This window comes from Stenotrophomonas sp. 2619 (assembly GCF_040548725.1).
Lineage (GTDB): Bacteria > Pseudomonadota > Gammaproteobacteria > Xanthomonadales > Xanthomonadaceae > Stenotrophomonas > Stenotrophomonas maltophilia_AP.
The window spans coordinates 65,708-90,912 of sequence record NZ_JBEPSF010000007.1; the positions used below are offsets into that span (position 1 = coordinate 65,708).

Annotated in this window: 31 protein-coding genes and 2 riboswitches; of the genes, 5 read left to right on the forward strand and 26 right to left on the reverse strand. The window is 63.3% G+C overall.

The genetic code is table 11. The annotated features are described in order from the left end of the window. Nucleotides 1-5 precede the first annotated feature (5 nt). The 7 genes from ABIA71_RS08795 to ABIA71_RS08825 form a co-directional block, all read right to left on the reverse strand. Nucleotides 6-425 (reverse strand): DUF2170 family protein, encoded by a 420-nt coding sequence (locus tag ABIA71_RS08795; RefSeq protein WP_128097548.1) that lies wholly within the window; start codon nt 423-425, stop codon nt 6-8. 729 nt (nt 426-1,154) lie between these two features. Further along, nucleotides 1,155-1,604 carry a hypothetical protein gene (locus ABIA71_RS08800; RefSeq protein ID WP_354284829.1) on the reverse strand — a complete coding sequence of 150 codons (450 nt, stop codon included), beginning with the start codon at nt 1,602-1,604 and terminating at the stop codon, nt 1,155-1,157. Further along, nucleotides 1,604-1,927, reverse strand: a complete 324-nt coding sequence (locus ABIA71_RS08805) for a DUF2004 domain-containing protein (RefSeq protein ID WP_354284831.1) — start codon at nt 1,925-1,927, stop codon at nt 1,604-1,606. The genes ABIA71_RS08800 and ABIA71_RS08805 overlap by 1 nt, the downstream gene beginning before the upstream one ends. 18 nt (nt 1,928-1,945) lie before the next feature. After that, nucleotides 1,946-2,305 carry a DUF2750 domain-containing protein gene (locus ABIA71_RS08810; protein WP_354284833.1) on the reverse strand — a complete coding sequence of 120 codons (360 nt, stop codon included), beginning with the start codon at nt 2,303-2,305 and terminating at the stop codon, nt 1,946-1,948. Between the two features lie 59 nt (nt 2,306-2,364). Then, the gene (locus tag ABIA71_RS08815; RefSeq protein WP_354284835.1) at nt 2,365-2,811 is read right to left on the reverse strand and encodes a nuclear transport factor 2 family protein; all 447 of its coding nucleotides are present in this window, start codon (nt 2,809-2,811) and stop codon (nt 2,365-2,367) included. Between the two features lie 31 nt (nt 2,812-2,842). Further along, nucleotides 2,843-3,283 (reverse strand): hypothetical protein, encoded by a 441-nt coding sequence (locus ABIA71_RS08820; RefSeq protein WP_354284837.1) that lies wholly within the window; start codon nt 3,281-3,283, stop codon nt 2,843-2,845. 123 nt (nt 3,284-3,406) lie between these two features. Beyond that, nucleotides 3,407-3,670 carry a GIY-YIG nuclease family protein gene (locus ABIA71_RS08825; RefSeq protein ID WP_128097542.1) on the reverse strand — a complete coding sequence of 88 codons (264 nt, stop codon included), beginning with the start codon at nt 3,668-3,670 and terminating at the stop codon, nt 3,407-3,409. 44 nt (nt 3,671-3,714) lie between these two features. After that, nucleotides 3,715-3,809, forward strand: a riboswitch (glycine riboswitch). 8 nt (nt 3,810-3,817) lie between these two features. Then, nucleotides 3,818-3,909: riboswitch (glycine riboswitch) on the forward strand. Nucleotides 3,910-3,999: 90 nt separating this feature from the next. Between ABIA71_RS08825 and ABIA71_RS08830 the strand changes: the two genes are divergently transcribed. The 4 genes from ABIA71_RS08830 to ABIA71_RS08845 all read left to right on the forward strand — a co-directional run bounded on the left by ABIA71_RS08830 (nt 4,000) and on the right by ABIA71_RS08845 (nt 12,193). Next, entirely contained in the window at nt 4,000-4,617 is a 618-nt protein-coding gene (locus ABIA71_RS08830) for a trimeric intracellular cation channel family protein (protein ID WP_038685940.1), read from the forward strand. 237 nt (nt 4,618-4,854) lie between these two features. Beyond that, complete coding sequence (locus ABIA71_RS08835) at nt 4,855-6,030, forward strand: MdtA/MuxA family multidrug efflux RND transporter periplasmic adaptor subunit (protein ID WP_354284840.1); 1,176 nt, start codon at nt 4,855-4,857, stop codon at nt 6,028-6,030. Continuing rightward, the gene (locus tag ABIA71_RS08840; RefSeq protein WP_354284842.1) at nt 6,027-9,134 is read left to right on the forward strand and encodes an MdtB/MuxB family multidrug efflux RND transporter permease subunit; all 3,108 of its coding nucleotides are present in this window, start codon (nt 6,027-6,029) and stop codon (nt 9,132-9,134) included. The genes ABIA71_RS08835 and ABIA71_RS08840 overlap by 4 nt, the downstream gene beginning before the upstream one ends. After that, nucleotides 9,131-12,193, forward strand: coding sequence for an efflux RND transporter permease subunit (locus tag ABIA71_RS08845; protein ID WP_354284844.1), 3,063 nt, complete (start codon nt 9,131-9,133; stop codon nt 12,191-12,193). The genes ABIA71_RS08840 and ABIA71_RS08845 overlap by 4 nt, the downstream gene beginning before the upstream one ends. A 24-nt stretch (nt 12,194-12,217) precedes the next feature. Here ABIA71_RS08845 and ABIA71_RS08850 read toward each other — a convergent pair whose 3' ends face one another. The 10 genes from ABIA71_RS08850 to ABIA71_RS08895 form a co-directional block, all read right to left on the reverse strand. Beyond that, complete coding sequence (locus ABIA71_RS08850; RefSeq protein WP_354284846.1) at nt 12,218-12,625, reverse strand: hypothetical protein; 408 nt, start codon at nt 12,623-12,625, stop codon at nt 12,218-12,220. Further along, nucleotides 12,622-13,020 carry a hypothetical protein gene (locus ABIA71_RS08855; RefSeq protein WP_354284848.1) on the reverse strand — a complete coding sequence of 133 codons (399 nt, stop codon included), beginning with the start codon at nt 13,018-13,020 and terminating at the stop codon, nt 12,622-12,624. Before ABIA71_RS08855 ends, ABIA71_RS08850 begins: the two co-directional genes overlap by 4 nt. A gap of 119 nt (nt 13,021-13,139) precedes the next feature. Continuing rightward, nucleotides 13,140-13,445, reverse strand: coding sequence for a hypothetical protein (locus ABIA71_RS08860; RefSeq protein ID WP_354284850.1), 306 nt, complete (start codon nt 13,443-13,445; stop codon nt 13,140-13,142). A 194-nt stretch (nt 13,446-13,639) separates the two neighbouring features. Then, a complete protein-coding gene (locus tag ABIA71_RS08865) occupies nt 13,640-14,101 on the reverse strand; it encodes a hypothetical protein (RefSeq protein ID WP_354284852.1) in 462 nt (153 codons plus the stop codon). Beyond that, nucleotides 14,098-14,637: an RHS repeat-associated core domain-containing protein gene (locus tag ABIA71_RS08870; RefSeq protein ID WP_354284854.1), complete on the reverse strand. Its 540-nt coding sequence runs from the start codon at nt 14,635-14,637 to the stop codon at nt 14,098-14,100. Before ABIA71_RS08870 ends, ABIA71_RS08865 begins: the two co-directional genes overlap by 4 nt. Continuing rightward, nucleotides 14,634-15,188: a hypothetical protein gene (locus tag ABIA71_RS08875; RefSeq protein WP_354284856.1), complete on the reverse strand. Its 555-nt coding sequence runs from the start codon at nt 15,186-15,188 to the stop codon at nt 14,634-14,636. Before ABIA71_RS08875 ends, ABIA71_RS08870 begins: the two co-directional genes overlap by 4 nt. A gap of 315 nt (nt 15,189-15,503) precedes the next feature. Continuing rightward, entirely contained in the window at nt 15,504-15,770 is a 267-nt protein-coding gene (locus ABIA71_RS08880; RefSeq protein WP_354284858.1) for a hypothetical protein, read from the reverse strand. After that, complete coding sequence (locus tag ABIA71_RS08885; RefSeq protein ID WP_354284860.1) at nt 15,767-16,498, reverse strand: RHS repeat-associated core domain-containing protein; 732 nt, start codon at nt 16,496-16,498, stop codon at nt 15,767-15,769. The genes ABIA71_RS08880 and ABIA71_RS08885 overlap by 4 nt, the downstream gene beginning before the upstream one ends. Before the next feature lie 279 nt (nt 16,499-16,777). Then, nucleotides 16,778-16,900 (reverse strand): hypothetical protein, encoded by a 123-nt coding sequence (locus tag ABIA71_RS08890; RefSeq protein ID WP_354284862.1) that lies wholly within the window; start codon nt 16,898-16,900, stop codon nt 16,778-16,780. A 558-nt stretch (nt 16,901-17,458) separates the two neighbouring features. Then, entirely contained in the window at nt 17,459-18,319 is an 861-nt protein-coding gene (locus tag ABIA71_RS08895; protein ID WP_354284864.1) for an RHS repeat domain-containing protein, read from the reverse strand. Between the two features lie 41 nt (nt 18,320-18,360). On the opposite strand from ABIA71_RS08895, the gene ABIA71_RS08900 reads away from it, so the two are divergent. After that, complete coding sequence (locus tag ABIA71_RS08900; RefSeq protein ID WP_354284996.1) at nt 18,361-18,999, forward strand: efflux RND transporter permease subunit; 639 nt, start codon at nt 18,361-18,363, stop codon at nt 18,997-18,999. 252 nt (nt 19,000-19,251) lie between these two features. On the opposite strand, the gene ABIA71_RS08905 is transcribed toward ABIA71_RS08900, so the two are convergent. From ABIA71_RS08905 to ABIA71_RS08945, 9 genes are all read right to left on the reverse strand, one after another. After that, on the reverse strand, nt 19,252-19,764 hold the full coding sequence (locus ABIA71_RS08905; protein ID WP_354284866.1) for a hypothetical protein: 513 nt from the start codon (nt 19,762-19,764) through the stop codon (nt 19,252-19,254). Next, nucleotides 19,761-20,159, reverse strand: coding sequence for a hypothetical protein (locus ABIA71_RS08910; protein WP_354284868.1), 399 nt, complete (start codon nt 20,157-20,159; stop codon nt 19,761-19,763). Before ABIA71_RS08910 ends, ABIA71_RS08905 begins: the two co-directional genes overlap by 4 nt. 15 nt (nt 20,160-20,174) lie before the next feature. After that, nucleotides 20,175-20,783: a hypothetical protein gene (locus ABIA71_RS08915; protein ID WP_354284869.1), complete on the reverse strand. Its 609-nt coding sequence runs from the start codon at nt 20,781-20,783 to the stop codon at nt 20,175-20,177. A 71-nt stretch (nt 20,784-20,854) separates the two neighbouring features. Next, entirely contained in the window at nt 20,855-21,391 is a 537-nt protein-coding gene (locus tag ABIA71_RS08920) for a hypothetical protein (RefSeq protein WP_354284871.1), read from the reverse strand. 382 nt (nt 21,392-21,773) lie between these two features. Beyond that, nucleotides 21,774-22,052: a hypothetical protein gene (locus ABIA71_RS08925; protein ID WP_354284872.1), complete on the reverse strand. Its 279-nt coding sequence runs from the start codon at nt 22,050-22,052 to the stop codon at nt 21,774-21,776. 196 nt (nt 22,053-22,248) lie between these two features. Continuing rightward, nucleotides 22,249-23,322 carry a 3-deoxy-7-phosphoheptulonate synthase AroG gene (gene aroG, locus ABIA71_RS08930; RefSeq protein WP_354284873.1) on the reverse strand — a complete coding sequence of 358 codons (1,074 nt, stop codon included), beginning with the start codon at nt 23,320-23,322 and terminating at the stop codon, nt 22,249-22,251. A gap of 268 nt (nt 23,323-23,590) precedes the next feature. Next, the gene (locus tag ABIA71_RS08935; protein ID WP_137190520.1) at nt 23,591-23,938 is read right to left on the reverse strand and encodes a DUF6616 family protein; all 348 of its coding nucleotides are present in this window, start codon (nt 23,936-23,938) and stop codon (nt 23,591-23,593) included. A gap of 13 nt (nt 23,939-23,951) precedes the next feature. Continuing rightward, nucleotides 23,952-24,695 (reverse strand): DNA alkylation repair protein, encoded by a 744-nt coding sequence (locus ABIA71_RS08940; protein WP_354284875.1) that lies wholly within the window; start codon nt 24,693-24,695, stop codon nt 23,952-23,954. Then, nucleotides 24,692-25,186, reverse strand: coding sequence for a MarR family winged helix-turn-helix transcriptional regulator (locus tag ABIA71_RS08945; RefSeq protein WP_354284876.1), 495 nt, complete (start codon nt 25,184-25,186; stop codon nt 24,692-24,694). Before ABIA71_RS08945 ends, ABIA71_RS08940 begins: the two co-directional genes overlap by 4 nt. Nucleotides 25,187-25,205 lie beyond the last annotated feature (19 nt).

Consider the following 25,205-nt stretch of genomic DNA (forward strand, 5'->3'; position numbering starts at 1 on the left):
AGGCCTCAGTCGAAGTAAGGGCGCAGTGCTTCGACTGCGTCGATGGTGTTGGCGGCCAGCGCCTGGATCTCTTCGTCGATCGCGTCGATGCCCGAGCGGGTCGACAGTTCGCCGAACACCACGTAGTTCTCAACGCCGTTGGCGTCGGTGGTGATACCCAGGTTGGACAGCGGGTTGATCGGGTTCAGGCGCATGCAGGCGGCATTGAGCCCGGCCACGTCCTTGACCTGGCTGGCCGGCACCAGAATGGTGGACACCACGATCTGCTCGCCCGAACTGGCCACGATGATGTCCAGGTCGCCGTACTCTTCCAGCTCCACCATGACCGCCGGGGTCAGGCCTTCGATCAGTTCCACGCGCACGCCGTCGTCGTCGGCGTAGCGCTGGGTCAGCTGGGCATGTATGTCGTGGATGCTCAAGGACATGGGACGCGGTTTCCTGTGGTGATGGGTGAGCCGCCGGCAACTGGACTGCGCTGGCGGTCGTGTACGCGCGCACCGCCCGCAGCAAGCCGGCAGCACGACGTATCAAAAAAGGTGGGTGGGTACGGCAGGGTGGACCGCGGCGCGTGGGTCGCGCGGGTCCGGGTGTCACGGCGGTGATCACGTGCCCATGGCGGGCATGTCCTTGTCCCTTTCTCCTGGTGTGCCCCTCGGGGGCCGGCCAAGCTTAGCGTTACCGTGGCGCGCGCGGTAGGGGTCCGGTGCAGGATCTTTCAATGGTTCAGCCGGACCTGTCAGACCGCGTTGATCGTGTCTGGCACGGCACACTGACACCGGCAGCATCGACGATCTGCTGGACCGTCCAGTGCCGGGTGATCCAGACAGTCAACGACGCATTGGCCAGATGCCACCTGGCCACGCCGGTACGAGGCTGGGCGGTAGCCTTGGAGCTACCAGCGCAGTGCGCGGATCATCTCCGGGGATGGGTGAGGACCGCAGGCCGAAGCTGCCCAGCGACACCCCGCCGCCGCCCTGACCCTGACGATGCTCACCCCGCCGGCAGACGGGAAACGGAGATGGGCGGCTTGCCCGCTGTTCCCACTCCCGCTTCCCTGGCGCGTCGTCATTGGGTTGCCACACGCATGGCGTGGCGGCGAAGCGACTGTGAGCCATCGCTGGCTGCGCCAGGATGTTGCCTGCACGCAGCGTCACTCAGGAATCGATGCTGCCCAGCTCGGCGACCCCATTGCAGAACGCCACGGTGAAGATCGGCCCCTGTTCCGATACCAGCTGGATGTCCCATGGGTTGCCGGGGTCGGCGTCCAGCGGCACGCTCACCGAGCACAACTGCATCACCAGCGGCCACGCACGGGGCAAGGGTTCTCCGAAGTATTGCGCATAGGCCGGACCGATCACCGCCTGCACGTCGTCCAGTATCCACGTTGGCTCGTCGATGAGCCGGCGCAGGAACGCAATCTGCGCCTCACTGGGGGGCGCCTTGCCGATGACATGGAAACTGGCCAGTACGACCCCGTCCTCCTCCTCTTCGGGCGCCTGGATCCAATGGTGGCTGTCATTGGAACCGGTCAGCAGTTCAAGCCGGCCCAGTTGAGGGTGCTCGATGAACTCGGGGCCGCGGAACAGGCGCGAGAACAGGCCCATCAGCTTTCCATCCCGATCGCGTCAATCTCGCCGGCCTCATCGAAGTGCACCGACACCACGTAGTTCGTGACGTCGCCGGGCAGGGTGAAATCGAAGTACTCGATCTCGTTTTCACCCCAGGCCGACTTGAATTCCAGCAGGCCAATGATGGCCGCCGATGTCGGGGCATCGTTGCCCAAGTGCTGCTGCCAATAGCTGGCCGGCAGCTCGTCGCGGTGGTGATCGGCGAACAGATCCACGCCGTCTTCCCCGGCTTCGGTGCCCACGGCCTGCTGGATGGCAGCTAGTGCCTGCGCCTGTCGTTGTGCGGTTGTATCGGTCATGTGGCGTCCTTGTCTGTGCTATTCAATTTTTTCCCGCTCTTCTTCGATATCGGCCTTCAGCGTGGCAGGCGCGACGGTCGCGCCCTGGCCGTGTTCGTCAGGCAGCACACAGACCCGCCGACCGTCACCGGCAAGGCCGGGCAGCCAGCGCTCCAGGAAGGCGTGCAGCGCGATCCTTCCCGGCCACGTGTTCGACCAACTGCCCACCGCCGCACGTTCGGCGAAGGCGCGGAACGGCCAGAACGGTGCCACCTGCTGGCCCGCATCGGTGGCCGACATCACCCAGCCATCGGCGTTGCGCAATCCCCATACTTCTTCCCAGTCGGCCACGCGATTGACGAAATAGGCGTAGCGCTTCTCCGGCCGTGCACGCAGCACGGCATCGACCTCTTGCGGCCCGAATCGATATCCCGCCTCACTGTCGCTGTGCGTGGTCGTCACTTCGCCGCCGCTTTCGGCTTGCTGTACCACAGCGCATTGACGATGACCCAGCGCTCCCCGAACCGGCCCATGTGGAAGTAGTCCACGAACCACGGCGTTTCCAACCGCACCGAGGCGGCGTTGCCGGTAACGTCGAGCAGCGTGCAGCTGCGGTTCCACTGGTCCTTCGGGGTTTTCAACGCGCCCTGCCGGGTGAGTTCCACCAGCTCTTCCTTCGACATCCGGCGCAGGCCGAGGCGCTCATCCGGGGTGTCGCCGAGGATCGCGCGCTTGGCCAGGTCCGGGTGCAGCGAACGCGCCACGCGGGCCGGGTCGCCCTCGAGCTGGCCGTCCACGTAGTCCAGGCAGGTGGCTTCGATCGCGGCACGCGTGGCGGGATCGATGGCGGGGGCGGCAGGTGTAGTAGCGCCGGCAAGGGCGAGCAGCAGGGCAAGCGGGGTCATCGCAGGGGTTCATCCGGTAGAGAGAGGAGGATCAGCGCGCCTGGAACAGCCCCATCTCGTCCAGGCCCTGCTGCATGTACATGAAGGCGGCCGCCTCGTCGCTCATTGGCTCGCCCTGCGGCCAACTGTCCAACCAGGCCGTGATCGCCGCATTGTGCGGGTTGACCGCATCGGCCAGCGCCCTCTTCTTCGCCGGGCTTTCCGCCTCCTGCAGCATCTCGCGGAGGACGTCGTCGCCGATGCCCCAGTGTTCGGCCAGCGGCACCAGGCCACGAAGGCTGGCGGGCACCTTGGCCGGGTCGAGCGGCGTGCGCGCGGCCGCGATGGCGTCGGGGGCGTAGGCGGCACGGAAGGAATCGGCCGGGGCGATGTCGCCATACCGTAGTGCGTTCACAGGCCTGGCCGCCGATGCGGGCGCGGCGATCACCAGGCCGACCAGCAGCAGCGCGGGGAACGATAGGGGCCACGCCATGCGCGCTCCTGTCAGCGGCTTTCGTTGGAGATCGAACATCCTGGTTCCCCCCGGTGGTCGGCTGATTGTGGCCTACGCCGTGACGGCGAGCCAGCGCCACGCGCAGCCGGGCAGAGCCCGGCGCTACGGGGTGGCCTGCAGCCACGCAAGCTTGCGCGCCCGCGGTTGCCGCTTGAGCTGCCATTCGGCCTTGGAGGCGGTTGCCCGGTCCGGGTAGGCGCGCATGGCCAGCAGCTTCACCGGCGGGTGGGCGCGCGTGTACTTGGCGCCCTTGCCGGCCAGATGGGCCTGGAAGCGGGCGTCCACATCGTTGCTGATGCCGGCGTAGTAACTGCCGTTGCGGCATTCCAGCAGGTACACGTACCAGGGGGCGGGTTCAGCGGGCATACCGGGATTATCCACCGGAGAGCGCCCGGCGGCTGCTAGAATCCGCCCCGGATGCAGGAGAGAGGTGCCACGTTGGCACCCGCCGAAGGCGCAGGCTCCCATAATCGCTCAGGCCGGTGGCTCGGAACGCCACCAACCATGCATCCAGCACGCCGATCTGGAGAGAGGTCTTCAATGACCCGCCGAAGGGGCACGTGGCCTTGGCCACCGAACTCTCAGGCAAAAGGACAGCGGGAGCGGCAACGGAATCCCACCCTCACGACAGTGCCCCGCGCTGGCGTGCGATGTGCGTGCTTCCGTCCCCGCCTGACGTGCCCGGAGCCTCCCCCATGCTGCTCTCCCTGATCTACCTCATCGCCATTTCCGCCGAAGCCATGACCGGCGCGCTGTCCGCCGGACGGCGGCGCATGGACCTGTTCGGCGTGGTCATCATTGCCTGCGTCACCGCGCTGGGCGGTGGTTCGCTGCGCGACATCGTGCTGGGCCACTATCCGCTGGGCTGGGTGAAGCACCCCGAGTACCTGGGCTTCACCATCTGCGCGGCGTTGATCGCCACCTGGGTGGCGCGCTGGATGCACCACTTCCGCCGCACCTTCCTGGTGCTGGATGGGCTGGGGCTGATCTGTTTCACCCTGATCGGCTGCGCGGTGGCGCGCGATGCCGGCCACGCCGCGCCGATCGTGCTGATCTCGGGCATGCTGACCGGCGCCTTCGGTGGCGTGCTGCGCGACGTGCTGTGCAACGAGGTGCCGCTGATCTTCCAGAAGGAACTGTATGCGGTGATCACGCTGTTCACCGGCGCGGCCTACCTGGGCCTGCTGGAGCTGGGCGTCTCGATCAACGCCGCCACGCTGTGGTGCCTGGGCGGCGGCTTCCTGCTGCGCCTGCTGGCGATCCACTTCAAATGGGAAATGCCCAAGTTCGTCTACCGCGACGAGGTGCATTGAACGGACCGTTCAATGCACCGGTAGCACCCGACCGTCCCCGCTCCATGACCAAGGTCATGTGAGTGCAGGCACCCACACGCGGTACCATGACGCCCCCGCCCCTCCCGGGTCGGTATCCAGCCACGCTGCGGCATTCGACCAGCGGCCCCGCCAGACAACCCCACTTCGCCTCGCCTGCCCCCACGGGCCGGTAAACCATGGACGCGTTCGCCGTGTGGCGCACGCGCAGGATGCCCCATGTCTGCCCCGCTCCCCCCGCGTTCCCGTCGTCTGTTCAAACCGCTGTTGGTCGTGGCCGTGCTGGCCGCCGCCGTGATCGCCTGGCGCGTGTTGTCGCCCGCGCCGGCCGCCGAAGCCGCCCCCGCGAGCACCGCCACGCCGGTGCGCGTGGCCACCGTGGTGCGCGAAGACCTGGTGGTGCGGCTGAAGGCGCTGGGCACGGTCACGCCGTTGCATACGGTCAGCCTGCGCAGCCGCGTGGACGGCGAACTGCTGCGGCTGTCGTTCCGCGAGGGCGAGCACGTCAAGGCCGGTGATCTGATCGCCGAGATCGACCCGCGCCCCTACCAGGTGGCGTTGGCGCGTGCGCTGGGCACCCAGCAGCAGAACCTGGCCGAACTGGACAACGCGCAGACCCAGCTCAAGCGCTACAGCGAACTGCAGGCCAAGCACTTCGTCTCTGCCCAGGACCTGAGCGACCAGCAGAGCAAGGTGCGCCAGCTGCAGGGCCGTCGGCAGACCGACCAGGCCGCGGTGGATGAAGCCCGCCTGCAGCTGCAGTACACCCGCATCACCGCGCCGGTGGCCGGGCGCATGGGCCTGCGCAACGTGGACGTGGGCAACCTGGTGCGCAGTGGCGATACCGAGCCGCTGGCCACCATCACCCAGACCACGCCGATCAGCGTGTTGTTCACCGTGCCCGAGCCGGACCTGCCGGCCGTGGTGGCCGCCGTGCGCGCCACGCCCGAGCTCACGGTGGAAGCCTGGGATCGCGAAGAGCGCCAGGCGCTCGGCAGCGGCGTGCTGTCCAGCCTGGACAACCGCATCGACACCGCCACCGGCACGCTGAAGCTGCGCGCGCAGTTCGCCAATGCCGACGAGGCGCTGTTCCCCAACCAGTTCGTCAACATCCGCCTGCAGGTGAGCAGTGCCGATGCGGTGGTGATTCCCAACGCCGCCGTGCAGTTCGGCAGCAAGGGCAGCTATGTGTACGTGATCGCGCCGGACAACACCTCGCACCTGCGCAACGTGGTGCTGGGCCCGGCCGATGGCGAGCGCGTCTCGGTGCGCGAAGGCCTCAAGGCCGGCGAGCGGGTGGTGGTGGAAGGCATCGACGGCCTGCGCGAAGGCGCGCCGGTAGAGGTGGTGCCCACGCCGGCAACACAGGTGGACGCGCCGCGGACCGGCGCATGAACCTCTCGCGGCCCTTCATCGAGCGCCCGGTCGCCACCACGCTGCTGATGGTGGCGCTGCTGCTGTCCGGCATCCTGGCCTACCGGCTGCTGCCGGTGGCGGCGCTGCCGCAGGTGGACTACCCGATCATCCAGGTCACCACGCTGTATCCCGGTGCCAGCCCGGGGGTGACCACCAGTGCGGTGACCGCGCCGCTGGAGCGCCAGCTCGGCCAAATTCCCGGGCTGAAGCAGATGTCCTCCACCAGCTCGGGCGGCGCCTCGGTGATCACCCTGCAGTTCTCGCTGGAGGTCGCCCTGGGCGTGGCCGAGCAGGAAGTGCAGGCCGCCATCAACGCCGCCGACAGCTTCCTGCCCGACGACCTGCCGGTGCCGCCGGTGTACCGCAAGGTCAACCCGGCCGACACCCCGATCCTGACCCTGGCGGTGACCTCGCAGGGGCTGTCGCTGCCGCAGGTGCACGACCTGGTGGATACGCGCATGGCCCAGCGCCTGTCGCAGCTGCCGGGCGTGGGCCTGGTGAGCCTGGCCGGCGGGCAGCGCCCGGCGGTGCGCATCCAGGTGAACCCGTCGGCGCTCGCCGCCAACGGGCTGAGCATGGCCAGTATCCGCACCGCGATCGGCGCGGCCAACGTCAACATGCCCAAGGGCAGCTTCGACGGCCCCACCCGCGCGATCATGCTCGATGCCAACGACCAGATGCGCTCGGTGGCCGAGTACCAGGCGCTGATCCTGGCCTACAAGGACGGCGCGCCGCTGCGCCTGGGCGACGTGGCCACGATCGAAGACGGTGCGGAAAACCGCCAGCTGGCCGCGTGGTCGGGCACCACGCCGGCGGTGCTGATCAACATCCAGCGCCAGCCCGGTGCCAACGTGATCGCCGTGGTGGACCAGGTGCGGGCGCTGCTGCCGCAGCTGCAGGCATCGCTGCCCAAGGGCGTGGACGTGGCGGTGCTGAGCGACCGTACCGAATCGATCCGCGCTTCCATCCGCGGCGTCCAGCACGAACTGCTGATCGCCATCGCGCTGGTGGTGATGGTCACCTTCGTGTTTCTTCGCAACATTCCGGCCACCATCATTCCCAGCATCGCGGTGCCGCTGTCGCTGGTGGGCACCTTCGGGGTGATGCTGCTGGCGGGGTTCTCACTCAACAACCTCACCCTGATGGCACTCACCATCGCCACCGGCTTCGTGGTCGACGATGCGATCGTGATGCTGGAAAACATCGCCCGCCACCTGGAGCGCGGGGCCACGCCGATGCAGGCGGCACTGAAGGGCGCCCGGCAGATCGGCTTCACCCTGATCTCGCTGACCCTGTCGCTGATCGCGGTGCTGATCCCGCTGCTGTTCATGGCCGACGTGGTGGGCAAGCTGTTCCATGAGTTCGCGATCACCCTGGCGGTGGCGATCGGCATCTCGCTGCTGGTGTCACTGACGCTGACCCCGATGATGTGCGCGCGCCTGCTCAAGGCCGGGCATGCCACCCGCCGCGACGCCGACGGCCAGGAATCGGCGCAGCAGGGCGACCCGTTCGACCGCGTGGTGGCGATCTACGACCGCCAGCTGCGTTGGGTACTGGAGCGCCAACCGCTGATGCTGGGCGCCACCGTGGCCACCCTGCTGCTCACCGCCGCGCTGTACGTGTGGGTGCCCAAGGGGTTCTTTCCGGTGCAGGACGCTGGCCTGATCCAGGGCATCAGCGAAGCGCCGCAGTCGATCTCGTTCCAGGCCATGGCGCAGCGCCAGCAGGCGCTTGCGGCGGCGCTGCTGGAGGACGAGGACGTGGCCAGCCTGTCCTCGTTCATCGGTGTGGACGGCAACAACGCCACGCTCAACAGTGGCCGGTTGCTGATCGAACTGAAACCACACGCGCAGCGCAGCAGCGACGCGCAGGCGATCATCGCGCGCCTGCAGCAGCGGGTGGCGCACGTGCCCGGCATCACGCTGTACCTGCAGCCGGTGCAGGAACTGGGCATCGAGGACCGGATCAGCCGCACCCAATACCAGTTCACCCTGACCAGCCCCGACAGCGACCAGCTCGCGCAGTGGACGCCCCGGTTGCTGGCCCACCTGCGGCAGTCCGCAGCCTTGGCCGACGTGGCCAGCGACCTGCAGGACCAGGGCCTGCAGGCACACGTACTGATCGACCGCGTGGCCGCCGCACGCCTTGGCATCAGCGTGGACGCGGTGGCCGATGCGCTGTACGACGCGTTCGGCCAGCGCCAGATCTCCACCATCTTCACCCAGGCCAACCAGTACCGCGTGGTGCTGGAAGCGCGCCCCGACGCGGCCTTCGGGCCGGACGCCATCGCGCGCCTGCACGTGGCCGGGCCGGACGGCAAGCAGGTGCCGTTGAATGGCATCGCGCGCATCGAGCAGCGGCCGGCGCATCTGTTGATCAACCACGTGGGCCAGTTCCCGGCGGTGACATTCTCGTTCAACCTGCCACGCGGTGCGTCGCTGGGCGAAGCGGTGCAGGCCATTGAAGGTGCGCGTGCGGCGATCGGCCTGCCCACCGGGGTGGAGCTGCGCCTGCAGGGCGCGGCCGATGCGTTCCGCGCGTCGCTGTCGAGCACGCTGTGGCTGGTGCTGGCCGCGGTGGTGGTGATGTACCTGGTGCTGGGCGTGCTGTATGAGAGTTTCATCCACCCCATCACCATCCTCTCCACCCTGCCCTCGGCCACGGTGGGCGCGCTGCTGGCGCTGCTGCTGAGCGGGCGCAGCCTGGACCTGATCGCGGTGATCGGCATCGTGCTGCTGATCGGGCTGGTGAAGAAGAACGCGATCATGATGATCGACTTCGCGCTGGAGGCCGAGCGTGAGTTCGGCCTGGCCCCGCGCCAGGCGATCCACCAGGCCGCGCTGCTGCGCTTCCGCCCGATCCTGATGACCACGCTGGCCGCGCTGTTCGGCGCCATTCCGCTGATGTTCGCCAGCGGCTCGGGCGCGGAGCTGCGGCAGCCGCTGGGCGTGGTGATGGTGGGCGGGCTGATCGTCAGCCAGGTGCTCACCCTGTTCACCACGCCGGTGATCTACCTGTTCTTCGACCGCTTCCGCCGGCGCCCCGCCGAGGGCGCGGACGATGCGGCCGAGGCCCACGCATGAGCCCGCTGGCGCGCGCGATCGGCTGGTTCGTGCGGCACCCGGTGGCGACCCTGCTGCTGTCGGTGGCGGTGGTGCTGGCCGGCCTGCTGGGCCTGCGGCTGCTGCCGGTGGCACCGCTGCCGCAGGTGGACTACCCGGCCATCAACGTCAGCGCCAGCCTGCCCGGGGCCAGCCCCGAATCGATGGCGGCCAACGTGGCCACGCCGCTGGAACGCGCGCTGGGCACGATACCGGGGTTGAGCCGGATCGACTCGGCCAGCACCCAGGGCTCCACCCAGATCGAGCTGCAGTTCGAACTGGGCCGCGATGTGGACAGCGCCGCGCGCGACGTACAGGCGGCGATCAACGCCGCCCGCGCGCAGCTGCCCAGCGGTATGCCGGGCATGCCCCAGTACAACAAGGTCAATCCTTCGCAGGCACCGATCCTGGCACTGGCACTGAGCTCGGACAGTCTCTCGCCCGGGCAGATCTTCGACGTGGCCTCCACGGTGATCGCGCAGAAGCTGGCGCAGATTCCGGGCGTGGGCGAAGTGCAGGTCGGCGGCAGTTCGCTGCCGGCGGTGCGGGTGTCGCTGGATCCCAATGCGCTCAATCAGCAGCGCATCGCACTCGATGATGTCGCGGCGGCCATCCGCACCGCCAACGCGCTCAAGCCGCTGGGCACCGTGGCCAGCCAGAGCCGGCAATGGCAGCTGGAGGCCAGCCTGCAGCTGCGCAGCGCCGCCGAGTACCGCGACCTGATCATCGCCATGCGCCAGGGCCGCCCGGTGCACCTGCGCGACGTGGCCCAGGTCAGCGAGGGCGTGGAGGACCGCTATGCCAGCGGGTTCCACAACCAACGCCCGGCGGTGCTGCTGATCGTCAGCCGCCAGCCCGACGCCAACATCATCGAGACCGTCGACGCCATCAACGCGCAGATGGACACGCTGCAGGCGCTGCTGCCGGCCAGTATCGACATGCAGGTGGTGATGGACCGCTCGCCGGTGATCCGCGCCACCCTGCACGAGGCCGAACTGACCCTGCTGCTCGCCATCGCCCTGGTGGTGCTGGTGGTACTGGCCTTCCTGGGCCACTGGCGCGCCGCCCTGGTGCCCACCCTGGCCATTCCGGTGTCGTTGCTGGGCGCACTGGCGGTCATCGCGCTGCTCGGTTTCTCGCTCAACACGCTGTCGCTGATGGCGCTGATCGTGGCCGCGGTGCTGGTGGTCGACGATGCCATCGTGGTGCTGGAGAACATCGCCCGCCATCGCGAAGAGGGCGCCTCGCCGATGGACGCCGCCCTGCGCGGTGCCGGTGAAGTGGGCGCCACGCTGTTGTCGATGAACATCGCCCTGGCGGTGGTGTTCGTGTCGATCCTGTTCCTGGACGACTTCGTGGAGAAGCTGTTCCGCGAGTTCTCGCTGACCCTGGTGGCGGCGATGGGCGTGTCGCTGCTGGTCTCGCTGAGCCTGACCCCGATGCTGTGCGCGCGCCTGCTCGGGCGTGAGCGCCCCGGCACCGGCAACGTGCTGCAGCGGGGCGGCACGGCGTTGTTCGAGCGACTGCGGGGCGGCTACGTGGCCAGCCTGGAGAAGATGCTGCGCTGGCTGGCCGTTCCGCTGCTGCTGTTCGGCGCGGTGATCGGGCTGAACGTGTGGCTGTTCCAACAGGTGCCCAAGGGCATCGTGCCCAAGCAGGACACCGCGCAGCTGCGTGGTTTCGCGCGCGGCGACGACGGGCTGTCGTTCCAGGTGATGCAGCCCAAGATCGATGCCTACCGCCAGCTGCTGCTGGCCGACCCGGCCATCAGCGACATCATCGGGTACATCGGCGGGCGCAGCGGGGTCAACAACGCCTTCATCATGATCAAGATGAAGCCACTGGCCGAGCGCAAGGTCTCCAGCCAGCAGGTGATCGACCGCCTGCGCGCCAACATGCCGAAGATTCCCGGCGGCGGCATGTTCCTGTGGGTGGACCAGGACATCAAGCTGGAGGGCAGCGGCGACAGTGGCCAGTACGAGTTCCAGCTGCTGTCCGGCGAGCTGGAGCCCCTACGGCAATGGGCGCCCAAGGTGGCCGACGCGCTGCGTGCCCTGCCCGAACTGGTGGACGTGGAATCCAAGGGCGACGAGGGCATGCGCCAGGTGGTGCTGGACATCGACCGCGACGCCGCCGCCCGGCTCGGTGTGGACATGCGCATGATCGCCTCGGTGCTCAACAACGCCTTCAGCCAGCGCCAGGTGGCCACGCTGTACGACACGCTCAACCAGTACCGCGTGGTGATGGAACTGGACCCCCGCTACACCCAGGACCCGTCCACGCTCGACCAGATCCACGTGATCGGCAAGGACGGCCAGCGCCTGCCGCTGTCGTCGATCGCCAGCTGGTCCTACGGCATGGCGCCGGATCGCATTTACCACAGCCAGCAGTTCGCCTCGGTCTGGATCGAGTTCGCGCTCGCACCCGGCGTGACCCTGGACCAGGCGGTGAAAGCCGTGGACCGCGCGATGGCCGGCATCATGCTGCCCACCCATGTGCAGGCCAAGCTGAGTGGCGAGGCCGGTGGCTTCGAGACACTGCGCGAGCGTCAGCTGTGGCTGATCGTCGGCGCGATGCTGGCGGTGTACCTGGTGCTGGGCGTGCTGTACGAGAGCTTCGTGCAGCCGCTGGCGATCCTGTCCACCCTGCCCTCGGCCGGCGTGGGCGCACTGCTGGCGCTGATGGCGTTCGGCAACGAGTTGAACCTGATCTCGCTGCTGGGGCTGTTCCTGCTGGTAGGCGTGGTGATGAAGAACACCATCTTGATGATCGACTTCGCGCTGTCGGCCGAACGCGAGCGCGGGCTGTCCTCGTACGACGCCATCTCCGAAGCGGCACGGCTGCGCTTCCGGCCGATCCTGATGACCAGTGTGGCCGCGTTGCTGGGTACGTTGCCGTTGATGCTGGCGACCGGCGAAGGATGGGAGATGCGCCAGCCGTTGGGGATCGCGATCGTGGGTGGGTTGCTGGTGAGCCAGTGGTTGACGTTGTATACGACGCCGGCGATCTATCTGGCGTTGGCGCGGATGCGGCGGGGGTAGCAACGGCCTGATGTCCTTACGGCGTCAGATGAATCCGAATGAAAGGGAGCATTCGAGGTTCGCCAGATCCGAGAGCACGGCGACAGGTAGAAAGCTGCCCTCCTGCTCATCGGACCCTTTGACCGGCCAAGTGATATCCAGCTCAAGAAATTCGGGCGTGACCACGTCCCGCACGGATTTCAGGCGCTGCAAGCCACCGGCGTGGGCTAGCAGTACTGAAACTGCTTGATCCAGCCTGCAGTCTGGTGCCAGTTCAATCGAGAACCTGGGAAAGGAACGCTTCAGCAACGCGGCAACACCCGCCCTCACGTGGGTACCCCGCTCGCCTGTTTCACTGGCTTTCACACTGAGCATCTCCTCTATCACATGAGGCGAGACCTCAAACCCCCTGAAGGTGAGTGAAGCGATCTTTGACCTGATGGAAGTGCTCATAACCCCTCCTCATTCCCGCCAGAGCTGCGGGGTACGGCCCCCAGCTTCACAAGCTCCGCCGGGAAGACGCCGCATTCGCCGTCGACCAAGACCACATGCGACGTCAGGCACCCGACAGCGAACAGCACGTACTCCGCAGCCTCCTTTGCCTCTTCAATCGCCGTGGTCACCACGTCCATCCTGCCTGCATCCTCCACAATCTCGTCCAATGCGTCCTCTAGATGCCGGGCCTCCGCTCCGACGCAGACGAACTCATGGCAGCCCAGCTTAAGCAGTACGTTGACCAGCGCCCGCGTGGAGCCCTGCAACGGCGCAATAGCTGCTGGAAGCACGCAGGCAAAAGGCACGCCGGCGACGAACGAAGCGATTTTTCCGTGCTCACCAGCATCAACCATCGCGATAGCGAATGAGAGCGGTAGCCATCCATTGATGCTGCGCCGCCTCCGGGCTCGACGCTCCGACATCCATCCCAGAAGCGTGCTCGAGTTCAGCTAATGCCGGCCACCAATAGCGCTCACTTTGGATCTCCATTCTGATCAATTCTCGTCACCGGAATTCCAACTCGATCCCAGCCCTCTCGCTCCCCGGCCCTAGCATCGGGCTCAAAGAGAATCACTCCATCGAGCCCACCAATTGCTGGCCCTTCCTTTCCTCGAACATCTTCATACATCACACCAGAAATTGAGGTGTATGTGTAAAGGCCCCTCTCAACATCAGCTATCTTTTCAATGGTTTCAAGATTGATGAAGAGCCGATCAAAATACTCGCCCTCGACGTAACCGGCTTCGTTTCGATATAGATATACATTCCCTTCAGACACTGCGACGTATCCGTACGTGAAAATGTTCCTGCCCAGATACCTATCCGGATTCGAAGCAATTCTGGAGAACGAAGTTTCACACCGCTGAGACTTCTTCCAAGGGCACTCAGACGGAACCATACTCTTGATCAAAACCAAAAGACAGGCGAAAGAAATCAAGAGACCCATCACGAGCAAGACAGTGCATCTACTTTTCAAAGAACCTCCTCAACACCACTTCCCGGTGCGTTCTTAAAAATACGCATTGAAGGGCTAGAAACGTAACCAGTGCTATTGTGAATTTTATTGAATCTCACATGACCTTCTGAGAATGGAGCATGCAGGGATCCAGATATATCTTCAAGAGGATGCGTGTGGACATTGTATCCACCATTGGTGATCGAGCCAGAGACTTCACCACCCACGCCGTCATAGCTTCTAAATCTGTGCCCCACCTCAACCGCATCGATACCAAAACCCGCAAGCCTCTGAATGATGTCAGCCCCAAACTCAACTCCAAGCCTAGTCGATGCTGGCTGAAAAACACGCGTAAAGACTTTCGCGAATTCATCAGGAGTCCTTCTACTTATCGACCTTACCGTCGGCATAACTTTTTTCACAACACCAACCGCGGCGTTATATCTCGACTGAGCAGACGCATTGGTGAATTTCCTCACCCCGTCATTAACAAGGGACTTAGCATTATCTTCCGACGTACCCCCATCCCCGGGACATTGGTCATTGCTGCCCCACCGAGTCCCATGTGACTCCCGATTGACCTGAAATCTGTAGCCGAACGACCATCGGGATCAATAAATCGATATGGATTTCCGTTTCCATATCTATAACTGTTGAACTGTCCGACAGGATTACTGTACGCCGTCACAGGGTCAACCGATAGGAACCGCCCAACCCCAGGCTCGTAATACCGCTGCTGCATGTAGTTCAGCCCGGTCTCGGCATCCTCCACATGCCCGGTGTACCCCGGTCCTCCCGCCAACGGCCGGTTGATCACTTCACCATACGCACCATAGACCGTGCGCTCAATCACCACACCGCTCGCATTGGTCACCGCCACCGGCGACCCCAGCGCGTCGGTGTGGATGTACTCCACCACCTCGGCTGCGGCAACGCGGGGCGCCACGCCGAGTACCAGCAGCAGTGCGCCCGCAACCCAACCCATCAACGACCCTGCATCAATGGCACGGCTCATGGCATTGGCTCCGCAATGACAGGATCGGTCCACGCCGAGCAACCTGCAGCGTTGCAGGCCCTGACCTGGAATGGAACAGTGCTCGGCGCCTTGTTGATCTCGATCACGCAGCTCATCTCGCTCGACGTCATGCAACTGGCTGGGCCCGTCACCTCGAAGCCCGTAGAGATGCCGGCGTCTCCCCAGAAGATGCTGTAGCGGGTGCGAGAGGCCGCCAGTCGCTCATACCAGACGGTGGGACCCAACGGTACTGGTGGCGGCATCTGCACCTGCACCTGCATCGTGCCGGACCAATCGGTGCAGCCCGCCTCGTTACAGGCGGCCACGCGATACTGATGCATGCCCTCCGGTCGCCCGTACAGCGCTCGCTGGGTCGCGCCCTCATCGTGAATGGTGCCCCAGCCAGCGCCCTGCAATGCCTCCTGCAACCGGTACGTGGTCGCCCAGCCAACACCGCTCCAGCTCACCGTGTAGTTGCCGGAGTTGTTGATGCCGATGCCAGCCAACTGTGGCGCAGTGTCAGGTCGCAGGATCACCGTGGTGCTGACCACCGGTGAGTAGCCGCTGCAGCCAGCGCCATTGCAGGCCTGCAGGCGGTAGGCATACGTTCCCCGTGCCAGCCCTTGTATTGTCGCCTGTCCGTTGCCGATTCCACCCTACACGGTCCAAGCGGCACCATTGGCACTCTGCTCCAGGCTGTACGCGGTAGCCCCGGACACCAATGGCCAGGTCACCGTCACCGTGCCCCCGAAACTTACAGAGGGAACAGCCAAGTTGGGTGCAGATGGGGCGTAGTACGCGTTCACCACCGCTTCTGCCGAGAGGGGTCCGCAAGCGGAGCCGTTGCAGGCCTGCGCCGTATACCTTCACTTTATCCAAGTACGAAGGACCTCCTTGACCATCAGAACTTGCGACTCTGCATACCGCTGATCTTTTAAACGAATGTCCGCATCATCCAGGTAATGCCAAAGAGCGTGCGGAACTTGAAGATCCCCCCTGTCAAGCTCCATCAAGGATTTAACTTTCTTTGCTTTGTCATACCAATCGATCATCTCGCTTTTCGACGTTGGCTCCTTCTCGATTAGGTCGGCAATAGATGCAGAGATTTTTCTCTTCCTATCTTCGGTACTCATTCCCCACCCTTCTTGATCCAGCGCGGATCGAACAGAATCAAATGCGCCGCCTCCCCGCGTGCTGGGGGGCCGAAATTGATATGTAGAATTGGTGTCGATCCACTATTAATTGGGTGAAGATCAAGTCGAACACCCCATTGCCCGCCCTTCCAGCGAACACCAAGCAGCCTGCCATTAGCATGCAAGCCCCCCGGCGATGGGCCGTCAAAAGACAGATTTCTCCAGGCGCCCTTCGTGCCAGCAATTAGTCCGCCTGAGGCTGCGGCCACATACGGCGCCCCGGCCTGAACCGCAATGGCACCCCCGCCAACAACCGCAGCTCCAGTTATAACACCCCCTGCCGAATCCACCTGCTGCGGCGTCATGGAAATCTCGTACTCACCCGTCTTCCACCCCACAACACCTGGCACAGGAATCCTGCCGTCTGACGTTGGCGCGCCTGTCGAACCCTGCAAGGCAGGAGCACGCGGTGAGCGCTGATCTCGCGCAGAGGAACCACCATTGCGCCCATCACCACCGTCCGAGGGGTTCACCTCTATTGCCGTGCAGTTTGGGGCTGAATGGCCTTTGATACGGGTCCCACATCGACCATCAGGATCAGTGAACGAATACGGGTTGTTGTTGGCGTATCGATAGCGATTGAATTGATCTATAGGGCCTTGAAAGGCCGTCACCGGATCAACAGACAAGAACCGCCCAACCTCCGACTCGTAGTACCGCTGCTGCATCTAGTTCAGCCCAGTATCGGCATCTTGTACATGCCCCGTCTAACCAGGCCCACCTGTCAACGCCGGTTGATCACCTCACCGTAAGGCCCATAAACGGCGTGCTCAATCACTGCACAGCTCGCCTCCGTCAAAGCCACCGGGACCCAGCGCGTCAGCATGGGTGTAATCCACTACTTCGACCACGTCAACGCGTGAGCACCATCAACAACGCGCCGACACCGCAGCTCATCAGCGTCCCTGCATCGAAGGCGCGGCTCATGAGCTTGCCGCACTGTTCCTTCACTGATAATGCGTCGCCGTGCTGATTTCGGCTTGGCGACATTGATCCTTCACCGCTAGCCCGGCATTGCCGTGCTTGCGGATCATGATGATCTGCTTCTTGGTGAATTCTGGTTTGCGCATGTAACACCCGGCTGATTAATAAGGCCAGAAAGTTCTACTTATCGAATGTCTAGCCATCGGGCGAGCTTACGAGCCCCCCCGGCCGATCGCAAGAGCCAAGCTTGACTCCCTCCCTTAGGTATAGATCCCCCCCCTTATCGTGACTCAATCTCCACCCCAGGAGATCAAGCGACGAGCTTACATAAAAATTCAAGCGCCCATAGAACTGCTCAGATGCAATATCGAACCCGTTTACAGTGCCAGACGTCGATTTGAAAACACACCTCCGAATGACACTAAAACCAAATGATTTATAAGTCCAACGCCGACCAACTTCCAGAACAACAAGAGGATCATGATGGAACGTAAAGTACTTGGAGCTAATACAACCCACAGACGGCGGCAAAGTACCGCAATCATCCAGGACAAAGGAATCGCTCGACATGATTATGAACTTCGCGTCGATGTCAATCATTGCCATCATCCCATCGTCTTTTTTTATTCCATCAATATAATAGACAGTCCAAGCGCCCGCCGCGCCGGCGACGCACGAGATCATCATGATTAAGGCAAAGGCCACTATCTGCATTTTGCGCATTTGAGCATCCTCCTATCCGAAGCAGACAACATTTCGATTGAGAAATTATTTGCCATTATCTCTCGATCGGATCCTGGCACCCCCCTGCCAGCTGTCCACACATGACCAAACTCGTGCATAATCACAAAGTTTAGCGCCGCACGGTCGCTGAAGAATGAGATGTTATGATAATTGAATTTCACTCCATAACTGGCAAAAGCAGCCAACCTCGCCCCCAGCACAACTTCAGTAGGCATAACCGGATTGACGAATGCGGCAGTATTCGGTTCTCGCACGAATATCAAGTTTCCCGGATCCCATTTCCACGAAGCCTCATTCCATGCATTAATCACTGCAGGATTTTTCGTGTGATCCACTCTTTTCATTGCATTGTCTAGGGATGCGTTTATTTTTCCCACCGCATCCGCCTCAGCTGGATCGACGACGCCCTTTTCGCCTGGAACTGCCGCAACGCTTTTGGACATGGCAACAGGCATCTTCGCGGCTTCGCTACCAGCCTCGCGATTGAGGCCCTGCACACTGCTTTGCGCAATGCCAGGATGGTCCATCATAGATGACATCCTGCCATCTGGATCCACAAACCGATATGGATTACTGTCAGCGTACCTGTACCTATTGAACTGTCCAATCGGATTGTTGTACGCCGTCACCGGATCAACAGACAAGAACCGCCCAACCTCCGCCTCGTAGTACCTCTGCTGCATGTAGTTCAGCCCAGTCTCGGCATCCTCCACATGCCCGGTGTACCCCGGTCCTCCCGCCAACGGCCGGTTGATCACTTCACCATACGCACCATAGACCGTGCGCTCAATCACCACACCGCTCGTATCCGTCACAGCCACCGGACCGCATTTACCACAGCCAGCAGTTCGCCTCGGTCTGGATCGAGTTCGCGCTCGCACCCGGCGTGACCCTGGACCAGGCGGTGAAAGCCGTGGACCGCGCGATGGCCGGGATCATGCTGCCCACCCATGTCCAGGCCAAGCTGAGTGGCGAGGCCGGTGGCTTCGAAAAACTGCGCGAGCGGCAGCTGTGGCTGATCGGGGGCGCGATGCTGGCGGTGTACCTGGTGCTGGGCGTGCTGTACGAAAGCTTCGTGCAGCCGCTGGCGATCCTGTCCACCCTGCCCTCCGCCGGCGTGGGCGCACTGCTGGCGCTGATGGCGTTCGGCAACGAATTGAACCTGATCTCGCTGCTGGGATTGTTCCTGCTGGTAGGCGTGGTGATGAAGAACACCATCCTGATGATCGACTTCGCGCTGTCGGCCGAACGCGAGCGCGGGTTGTCGTCGTATGACGCCATCTGCGAGGCGGCACGACTGCGCTTCCGGCCGATCCTGATGACCAGCGTGGCGGCATTGCTGGGCACGTTGCCGCTGATGCTGGCGACCGGCGACGGCTGGGAGATGCGCCAGCCGCTGGGGATTGCGATCGTGGGTGGGTTGCTGGTGAGCCAGTGGCTGACGTTGTATACGACGCCGGCGATCTATCTGGCCTTGGCGCGGTTGCGGCGCACCGCGTGATCAACGGGCAGGCGACCCACTGCCGGTAGAGCCACCCCATGGGTGGCTGCTCTTCGCCATGGCCTACGGTGATCAATGACCTTGATTCGGCATCAATGATCGCAACCATTCCGCCGCCTTTTCTTACTCCATCAATATAGTAGACGCTCCAGGCTCCAGCACCGCTTGCACCTCATGAAATCATCATGATCACAACTACACCAATGCACTGCATCTTGCGCATCTGAGCACCCTTCCATCCGAAGCTGACAGCTACTTCCGCGCATTGGCTGGTGATATGAGCAACTGGGACATCGCCCAACTAGCGGTTCGCAAGCGGTCGTCTGCGATACCCAGCCTTTGCTGGATTGCAGTCATTGCACCTGCAGCGAAGGCGCCTGGCGTATCGATCAAAGCGCCTTGCACCCAGAACTGGTAAGCACAACGCTCGGGCACTACCTTTCTGGAAAGAAGCACTTCAGAGAAAGCGCTTGACCGGTCTCCATCCGTTCCCGCTGCGTTCTTCCAAACCTCGCGGATGAGCGACGCAAACAGGGTGGCCCGGTCATCTACGACTCTATCCCGGGTAGCGGCCATATCATCACTGATGCTGCCGCCGTGCGCTACCCATTCGTCAACGATGGGCTCCCACGCAGCATTGCATACATTGTTTTCGTCAAAATAGGCATCAAGTATCTGGTGATAATCCTCCGGATCACCCCTCCCCTTTGCCAAGGAGCATCCGGCGACCAGCATCAATATAACAAATGCTGAAATCAATTTCATGATTCGTCACCTGAAATTCCACTCGAATACTGACGCTGAAGCCCCTGGATCCCCAAGTGCCGCTTGCCTATCGTAATTCTCTTGAAAGCATCCATAAGATGATCGTTCGTCAAAACTCTAACTTCACCCTCCCTGTTAAGCAAGAATGTTTCAAATGACGCACCCCATACAAGCGTGAAATCTTGAGCCGAGAAGTTCAATTGAGAATCAAAATGTCCGTGCATCCAAGCCGCCACTGTTAGCCCTGCTTCTTTGTAAGCCTGAAAGAGCGATCTGGGATCAACCCGAACCTGTCCTACAACCAAGCGCCCTGCACTCTTCCCCGCAACCATCGCCGCAGACACCGCCATGTTCTCATCGGACAGAGGCACATGTGCCTTACCGAGTCCTTTCACGCGGCCGCGGTGCTCTCAATCCACCTGATGGTCGATGTGATCATAAGCGCAAGATTCAGCTCGCACACCTTCCTTGAAGTACCGGTACTCTCCATCGGGATATGCGATTTCCCAACCCAACAAGCCTCCGGAACGGGCTACATAGAACGTCATCACCTTTCCATCCTGTGGTGACCTGATCACATAGGAGGACACCATTTGGGCGCCTGTCGAAAGCGCGCACTGGCCCACCAGCGCAAAATTTACGCCCTCACTCTCCCACTGCGGCGCCAGGGATGAAGGCATATAGAAATGGAAGTAAGAAGATTTCACACACGCCCTGGAAGGGGGATTGCCACCGCAGGCAGAAAGCGAATTACGCTCTCCCAGCACCCTCATAGTCGCGTTCGAGTAATTAATGAACGAACTCATCCCATCGCTATTATCAACACCATCCTTGAAAAAAACGTCCCCTTGCACGTCCTTGGCAATTACCGAACAAGATAACGATCCAAGAAGAATAAGCAGGAAGCACCCCGCTTGCATGTTGCGCATTTTATTGACCTTTTCTCGAATGAGGAAAGCATTCTGTATGCAAGGCCATTCCCATGGGCTCACGCTGCTCTGGCCCGCTGCCTTGTCCACGTATCCGGTTCCAGATCGTCGGCCATGACCTCCGACCAACCATGATGCAGCGCATGAAGGGCCGTCCAGGTCTACGGTGTCCGCTGCGGGTGCCTTGGCGCATTCGCCGGTGAAATCAGCAGCTGGGACATCGCCCAAATGGTCACTCTCACTCGGTCATTCTCAATACCCAGCTTCTTCTGAAGGGACGTGATCGTGTCAGGAGAGATCGCCGCTGGTGAACTGGCCAGGACCTCTGCCGCCCAAACCAGAGGTGTGCAACTTTCTGGCACGACATTTCTTGATTCAAGCGCCTCCATGAACGTATACGATCGGTCTAGATCCGTTCCAGCCACGACCTGCCTGCTCCAGACACTCCGAATCAGCGCCGCGAAGGTGCTGACGCGGTCACCGGCGATTCGTTCGCGGGTCAAATCAATGTCCCCGTCAATGCGGCCACCATGCTCGACCCAGTCATCAACGATGGTCTGCCATGCGCCTACGCAGAGATCGATCTGGTCGGAATAGGCGCGGAGTGCCGTTTCAACATCCTGCTGCGGCGCCTTGACCTGCGTTGATGAGCAGCCGACAGTCAGAATCAAGATGATGGAGAGAGAAAGACATCTCATAGCGCAGCTCCAAAGATATGGATGTTGTCGGGACCGTGAGGCCTGCTGCTGCAGGCGCTCCAGCAGTCCCCGATGGCACGCCCAGCCAGTTGCGGCCGTTCATCGCTGCTTTCCGTAGCGCCATCGGTGAAGATTGCCTCGTCACTTGCCAAAGCAGGAAGCACGGCAAGGCTCGCACAACCGCGATAACGACAAGATCCGCATTGCGGGTTCTGCACGCCCCGGAGTAAGGGGAACTAGCTGCCTGCGCTCGGCTTCTTGTCATCAAGCTGCCAGGCCGTTGGAATGTCTTTGTCCAGAACACCAAGAAGACATTCCAAGTGCGCGTAAAAATCCTGGGTACCGCTTGTTTGGATAGGATCACACCCCAACGACCTCACGGTTAGAAGCGAAGTTTCAACGTCGGTTCTATCAATATCCTTGCCGCAAAAAAGAGCGTACCCACTTCATGGAGTCCCCCCCCCCAACCGTAACGTTCAGCCATTTTCCTCGCCGCCGATGCGTGCCAACGGCTACCTGAGAGCACGCCCAGATCTTTTGCCCCGTTGATGCGCTCGATGGAGCGTTCGTGCAGGCCGTAGGAGCCGGGTGTTTGTGCGTGGGCGAATCCGAAAGACAACGCGAGGCCGAGCCCGGCCAAATACCGTGCGACGTGCTGCATCCCGTTTCCCCTGAGCCATTCCCTGCCACCCCAGTTGCTGGGGCAGCTAGCAAGGAGCGTTGTAGCAACGAAACTAAATTGTTGTCAAACAACGCACTGCAACAGGGGCCAGGGCTGCGTGCAGCCACCCATGGGGTGGCTCTACCGGGACAGGCCGGTGTACCGGCCTGCCGTGGGCGCGGGCGCGTCAACCGCGTTACGCCGCTTCGCGCACCCGCGCTGCGCGGCGCGCGCGCACCGCCTGGGCCAGACTTTCCAGCACCGCCAGCGAGCTGTCCCAGCCGATGCAGCCGTCGGTGATGCTCTGGCCGTAGGTCAGCGGCTGGCCATCGATCAGGTCCTGGCGGCCGGCCACCAGATGGCTTTCCACCATCACGCCGACGATGCGCTCTTCGCCGTTGGCCAGCTGTGCGTTGATGTCGGCGATGACCTTGGGCTGGTTCTCCGGGTTCTTGCTGCTGTTGGCGTGGCTGGCATCGATCATGATGCGCGCGGCCAGGTGCGACTTGGCCAGGGTCTGGCTGGTCGCTTCAACGTGGTCGGCATCGTAGTTCGGCGTCTTGCCGCCGCGCAGGATGACGTGACAATCCGGGTTGCCGGCGGTGGCCACGATGGCGGTACCGCCTTCCTTGGTCACCGACAGGAAGTGATGCGGGTTGGAAGCCGCACCAATCGCATCGGCGGCGATCTTGATGTTGCCGTCGGTGCCGTTCTTGAAGCCCACCGGGCACGACAGACCCGAGGCGAGCTCGCGGTGCACCTGGCTCTCAGTGGTGCGCGCGCCAATCGCGCCCCAGGCGACCAGGTCGGCGATGTACTGCGGCGAGATCACGTCGAGGAATTCCACGCCAGCCGGCAGGCCAAGCTTGTTGATGTCGCGCAGCAGGCCCCGCGCGACGCGCAGGCCCTTGTTGATGTTGAAGCTGCCGTCCAGGTCCGGATCGTTGATCAGGCCCTTCCAGCCCACCGTGGTGCGCGGCTTTTCGAAGTACACGCGCATGACGATTTCCAGCTCATCGGCGTAGGCATCGCGCAGCGGCTTGAGGCGCTGGGCGTATTCGATGGCGGCCACCGGGTCATGGATCGAACACGGGCCGATCACTACAGCTAGGCGGTCATCGCGGCCGTGCAGGATCTCGTGCAGGGCCGCGCGCGAGGCACTGACCGTGTCGGAGGCTTCATCGTCGCAGGGCAGCATGGCCAGCAGTTGGGCCGGCGGGGTCAACGGTTCGATCTTGCGGATGCGCAGGTCATCGGTGTGCGGGGGCATGCAGGGAAACTCCTTGGAAGTGGGGGTCCCCAGCGCGGCGGCAACAAAAAAGCCGCCAGGTGCGCTGGCGGCTTTCGGGAATGCGTCTGAAGGTTTCTTCAGGGTGAACGCATGCCTTCCTCCGCCGGTGGCTTCGGAAAGTAATACCAAAAGTAGGCATTGGCGGGACGTGCGTTCATTGGGGAGTATTGATAGCACAGCTTTTGTGCGGCGCAAAATGTTTCATTCGCAACTGCGACGGCGGTGTTCAGCCACCGTGGGCGGAGCCTCATGCCTTCGGCAGCGCCGCCAGTTCGGCCAGATGCTGCTGCAGCCCACCCGATGCGCCGGCGATGTGGGTGGTGGTGAAGTAGGTGTGCCAGCCGGTGCCATCGATGGCCGCCAGCAGCGCATCAGCGTCCGTGCGGTCGCTGCATTGCCACACGGCATAGAACTGCTCCGCGCTGCTGCGCGGCACGTCCGGATCCAGTGGGCCCATGGCCAGCGGTTTGATCCGCGCCGGATCGACATGCTGCATGCCCGCGCCGATGCGGGCGAAGAGCGCCCCCCGCGATACCGGGTCCAGCGCGGTCCAGGCGGGGGTGGCGGTGTAGAGCTCGATCAGCATGTACGACATGGCATTCCTTGGGTCAGAGCGAGCGCAGGGCGCGCTTGCGGATGTAGCTGTTGGCCGGATCATCGGCATGGCGCTGCTGCCATTGGCTGCACAGCGCGCGGACCCAGTCGGGCTGGCTTTTGCCTGCGTCGTTGAGCCAGTTGCCTACCGAATCCTGCACGTAGCGCGCTTCATCGCAGCACAGTGCGTCCAGCAGGTCCTGTGCATGGTGGGGTTCCTGCTTGAACAAGGTGATATGCGCGGCCCATACCCCGCGTGGGCGCAGCGCTTCGCAGGCGAAGCGGCGCACGTTGGGCGAGGCGTCGTGGACCCAGGCCTGCAGGTGCGCGAGCACCCGCAGCGGCTCGGCGGCAATGTGCGGACGCAGCGCCAGCCAGGCCCATTCGCGCACGCCGAAATGGGGGTCGTCGGCCAAGGCGCGCATCGCATCGAGTTTGTGTTCCAGGGCGAGCCGTGGATCGCTGCCGATGAGGTAGCAGGCCCAGCCGCGCACCGTGTCGCTGGCGTGCGCCGACCAGGGCGACGGGTCACCCAGCGCATGGGCGCGCAGCAGCGTGGCGGCACCCTGCATGCGCAGGGTGATGCCGCTGTTGGCGGCCTTGCGCATGTTGCTGATGGCCGCCGCCGGCAGTGACGGCGCCACGCTGGCCAGCAGCCGGGCGAAATCGACCGCGAGGATCTCGGCCAGATGGGTCGCTTCGGCCTCGCCCCCATCGAGTTGACCGCGGCGTTCGCGCGTCAGTGCCTGTTTCTTCATGCTGCCCTCCCCGCATCGGTGCGCGCCCAGATGCGGCACAGCATGCCACTGAGCAGGGTGCGCTCTGCCTCATTGAGGTCGGCGAACAGGTCGCGTATCCACTGGGTGTGCTGGTCGAACAGAGTGAGTGCCAAGGCCTCGCCAGCCGTGGTCAGGCTCACGTTGATGCGGCGCTTGTCGTCCGGGTCGGCATGCCGCTCCAGCAGCCCGTCGCGCTCCAGCCCATCCAGCAGGCCGGTGACGGTGGCGCGGGTGACCCCGGCACGTTCGGCGAGCTGGTGCGGCGACAGCGGCGCCGCGGCGCCTTGCAGCAGGAAGAGCAGAACGAATCGACCTTCGCTCAGCCCCAACGGGGCCAGCCGCTGCGCGCAGTCCTGGTCAATCGCACTGGCCAGTGACAGTAGCTGAAAGCACTGCGCCAGGCCGTCGGGCTCCGGCTGGCCGCGGCGCTGCATCTCGGCCAGGAATGCCTGGTGCTTCAGGGCCAGCATGGGGGTTCCGCGCAAATGA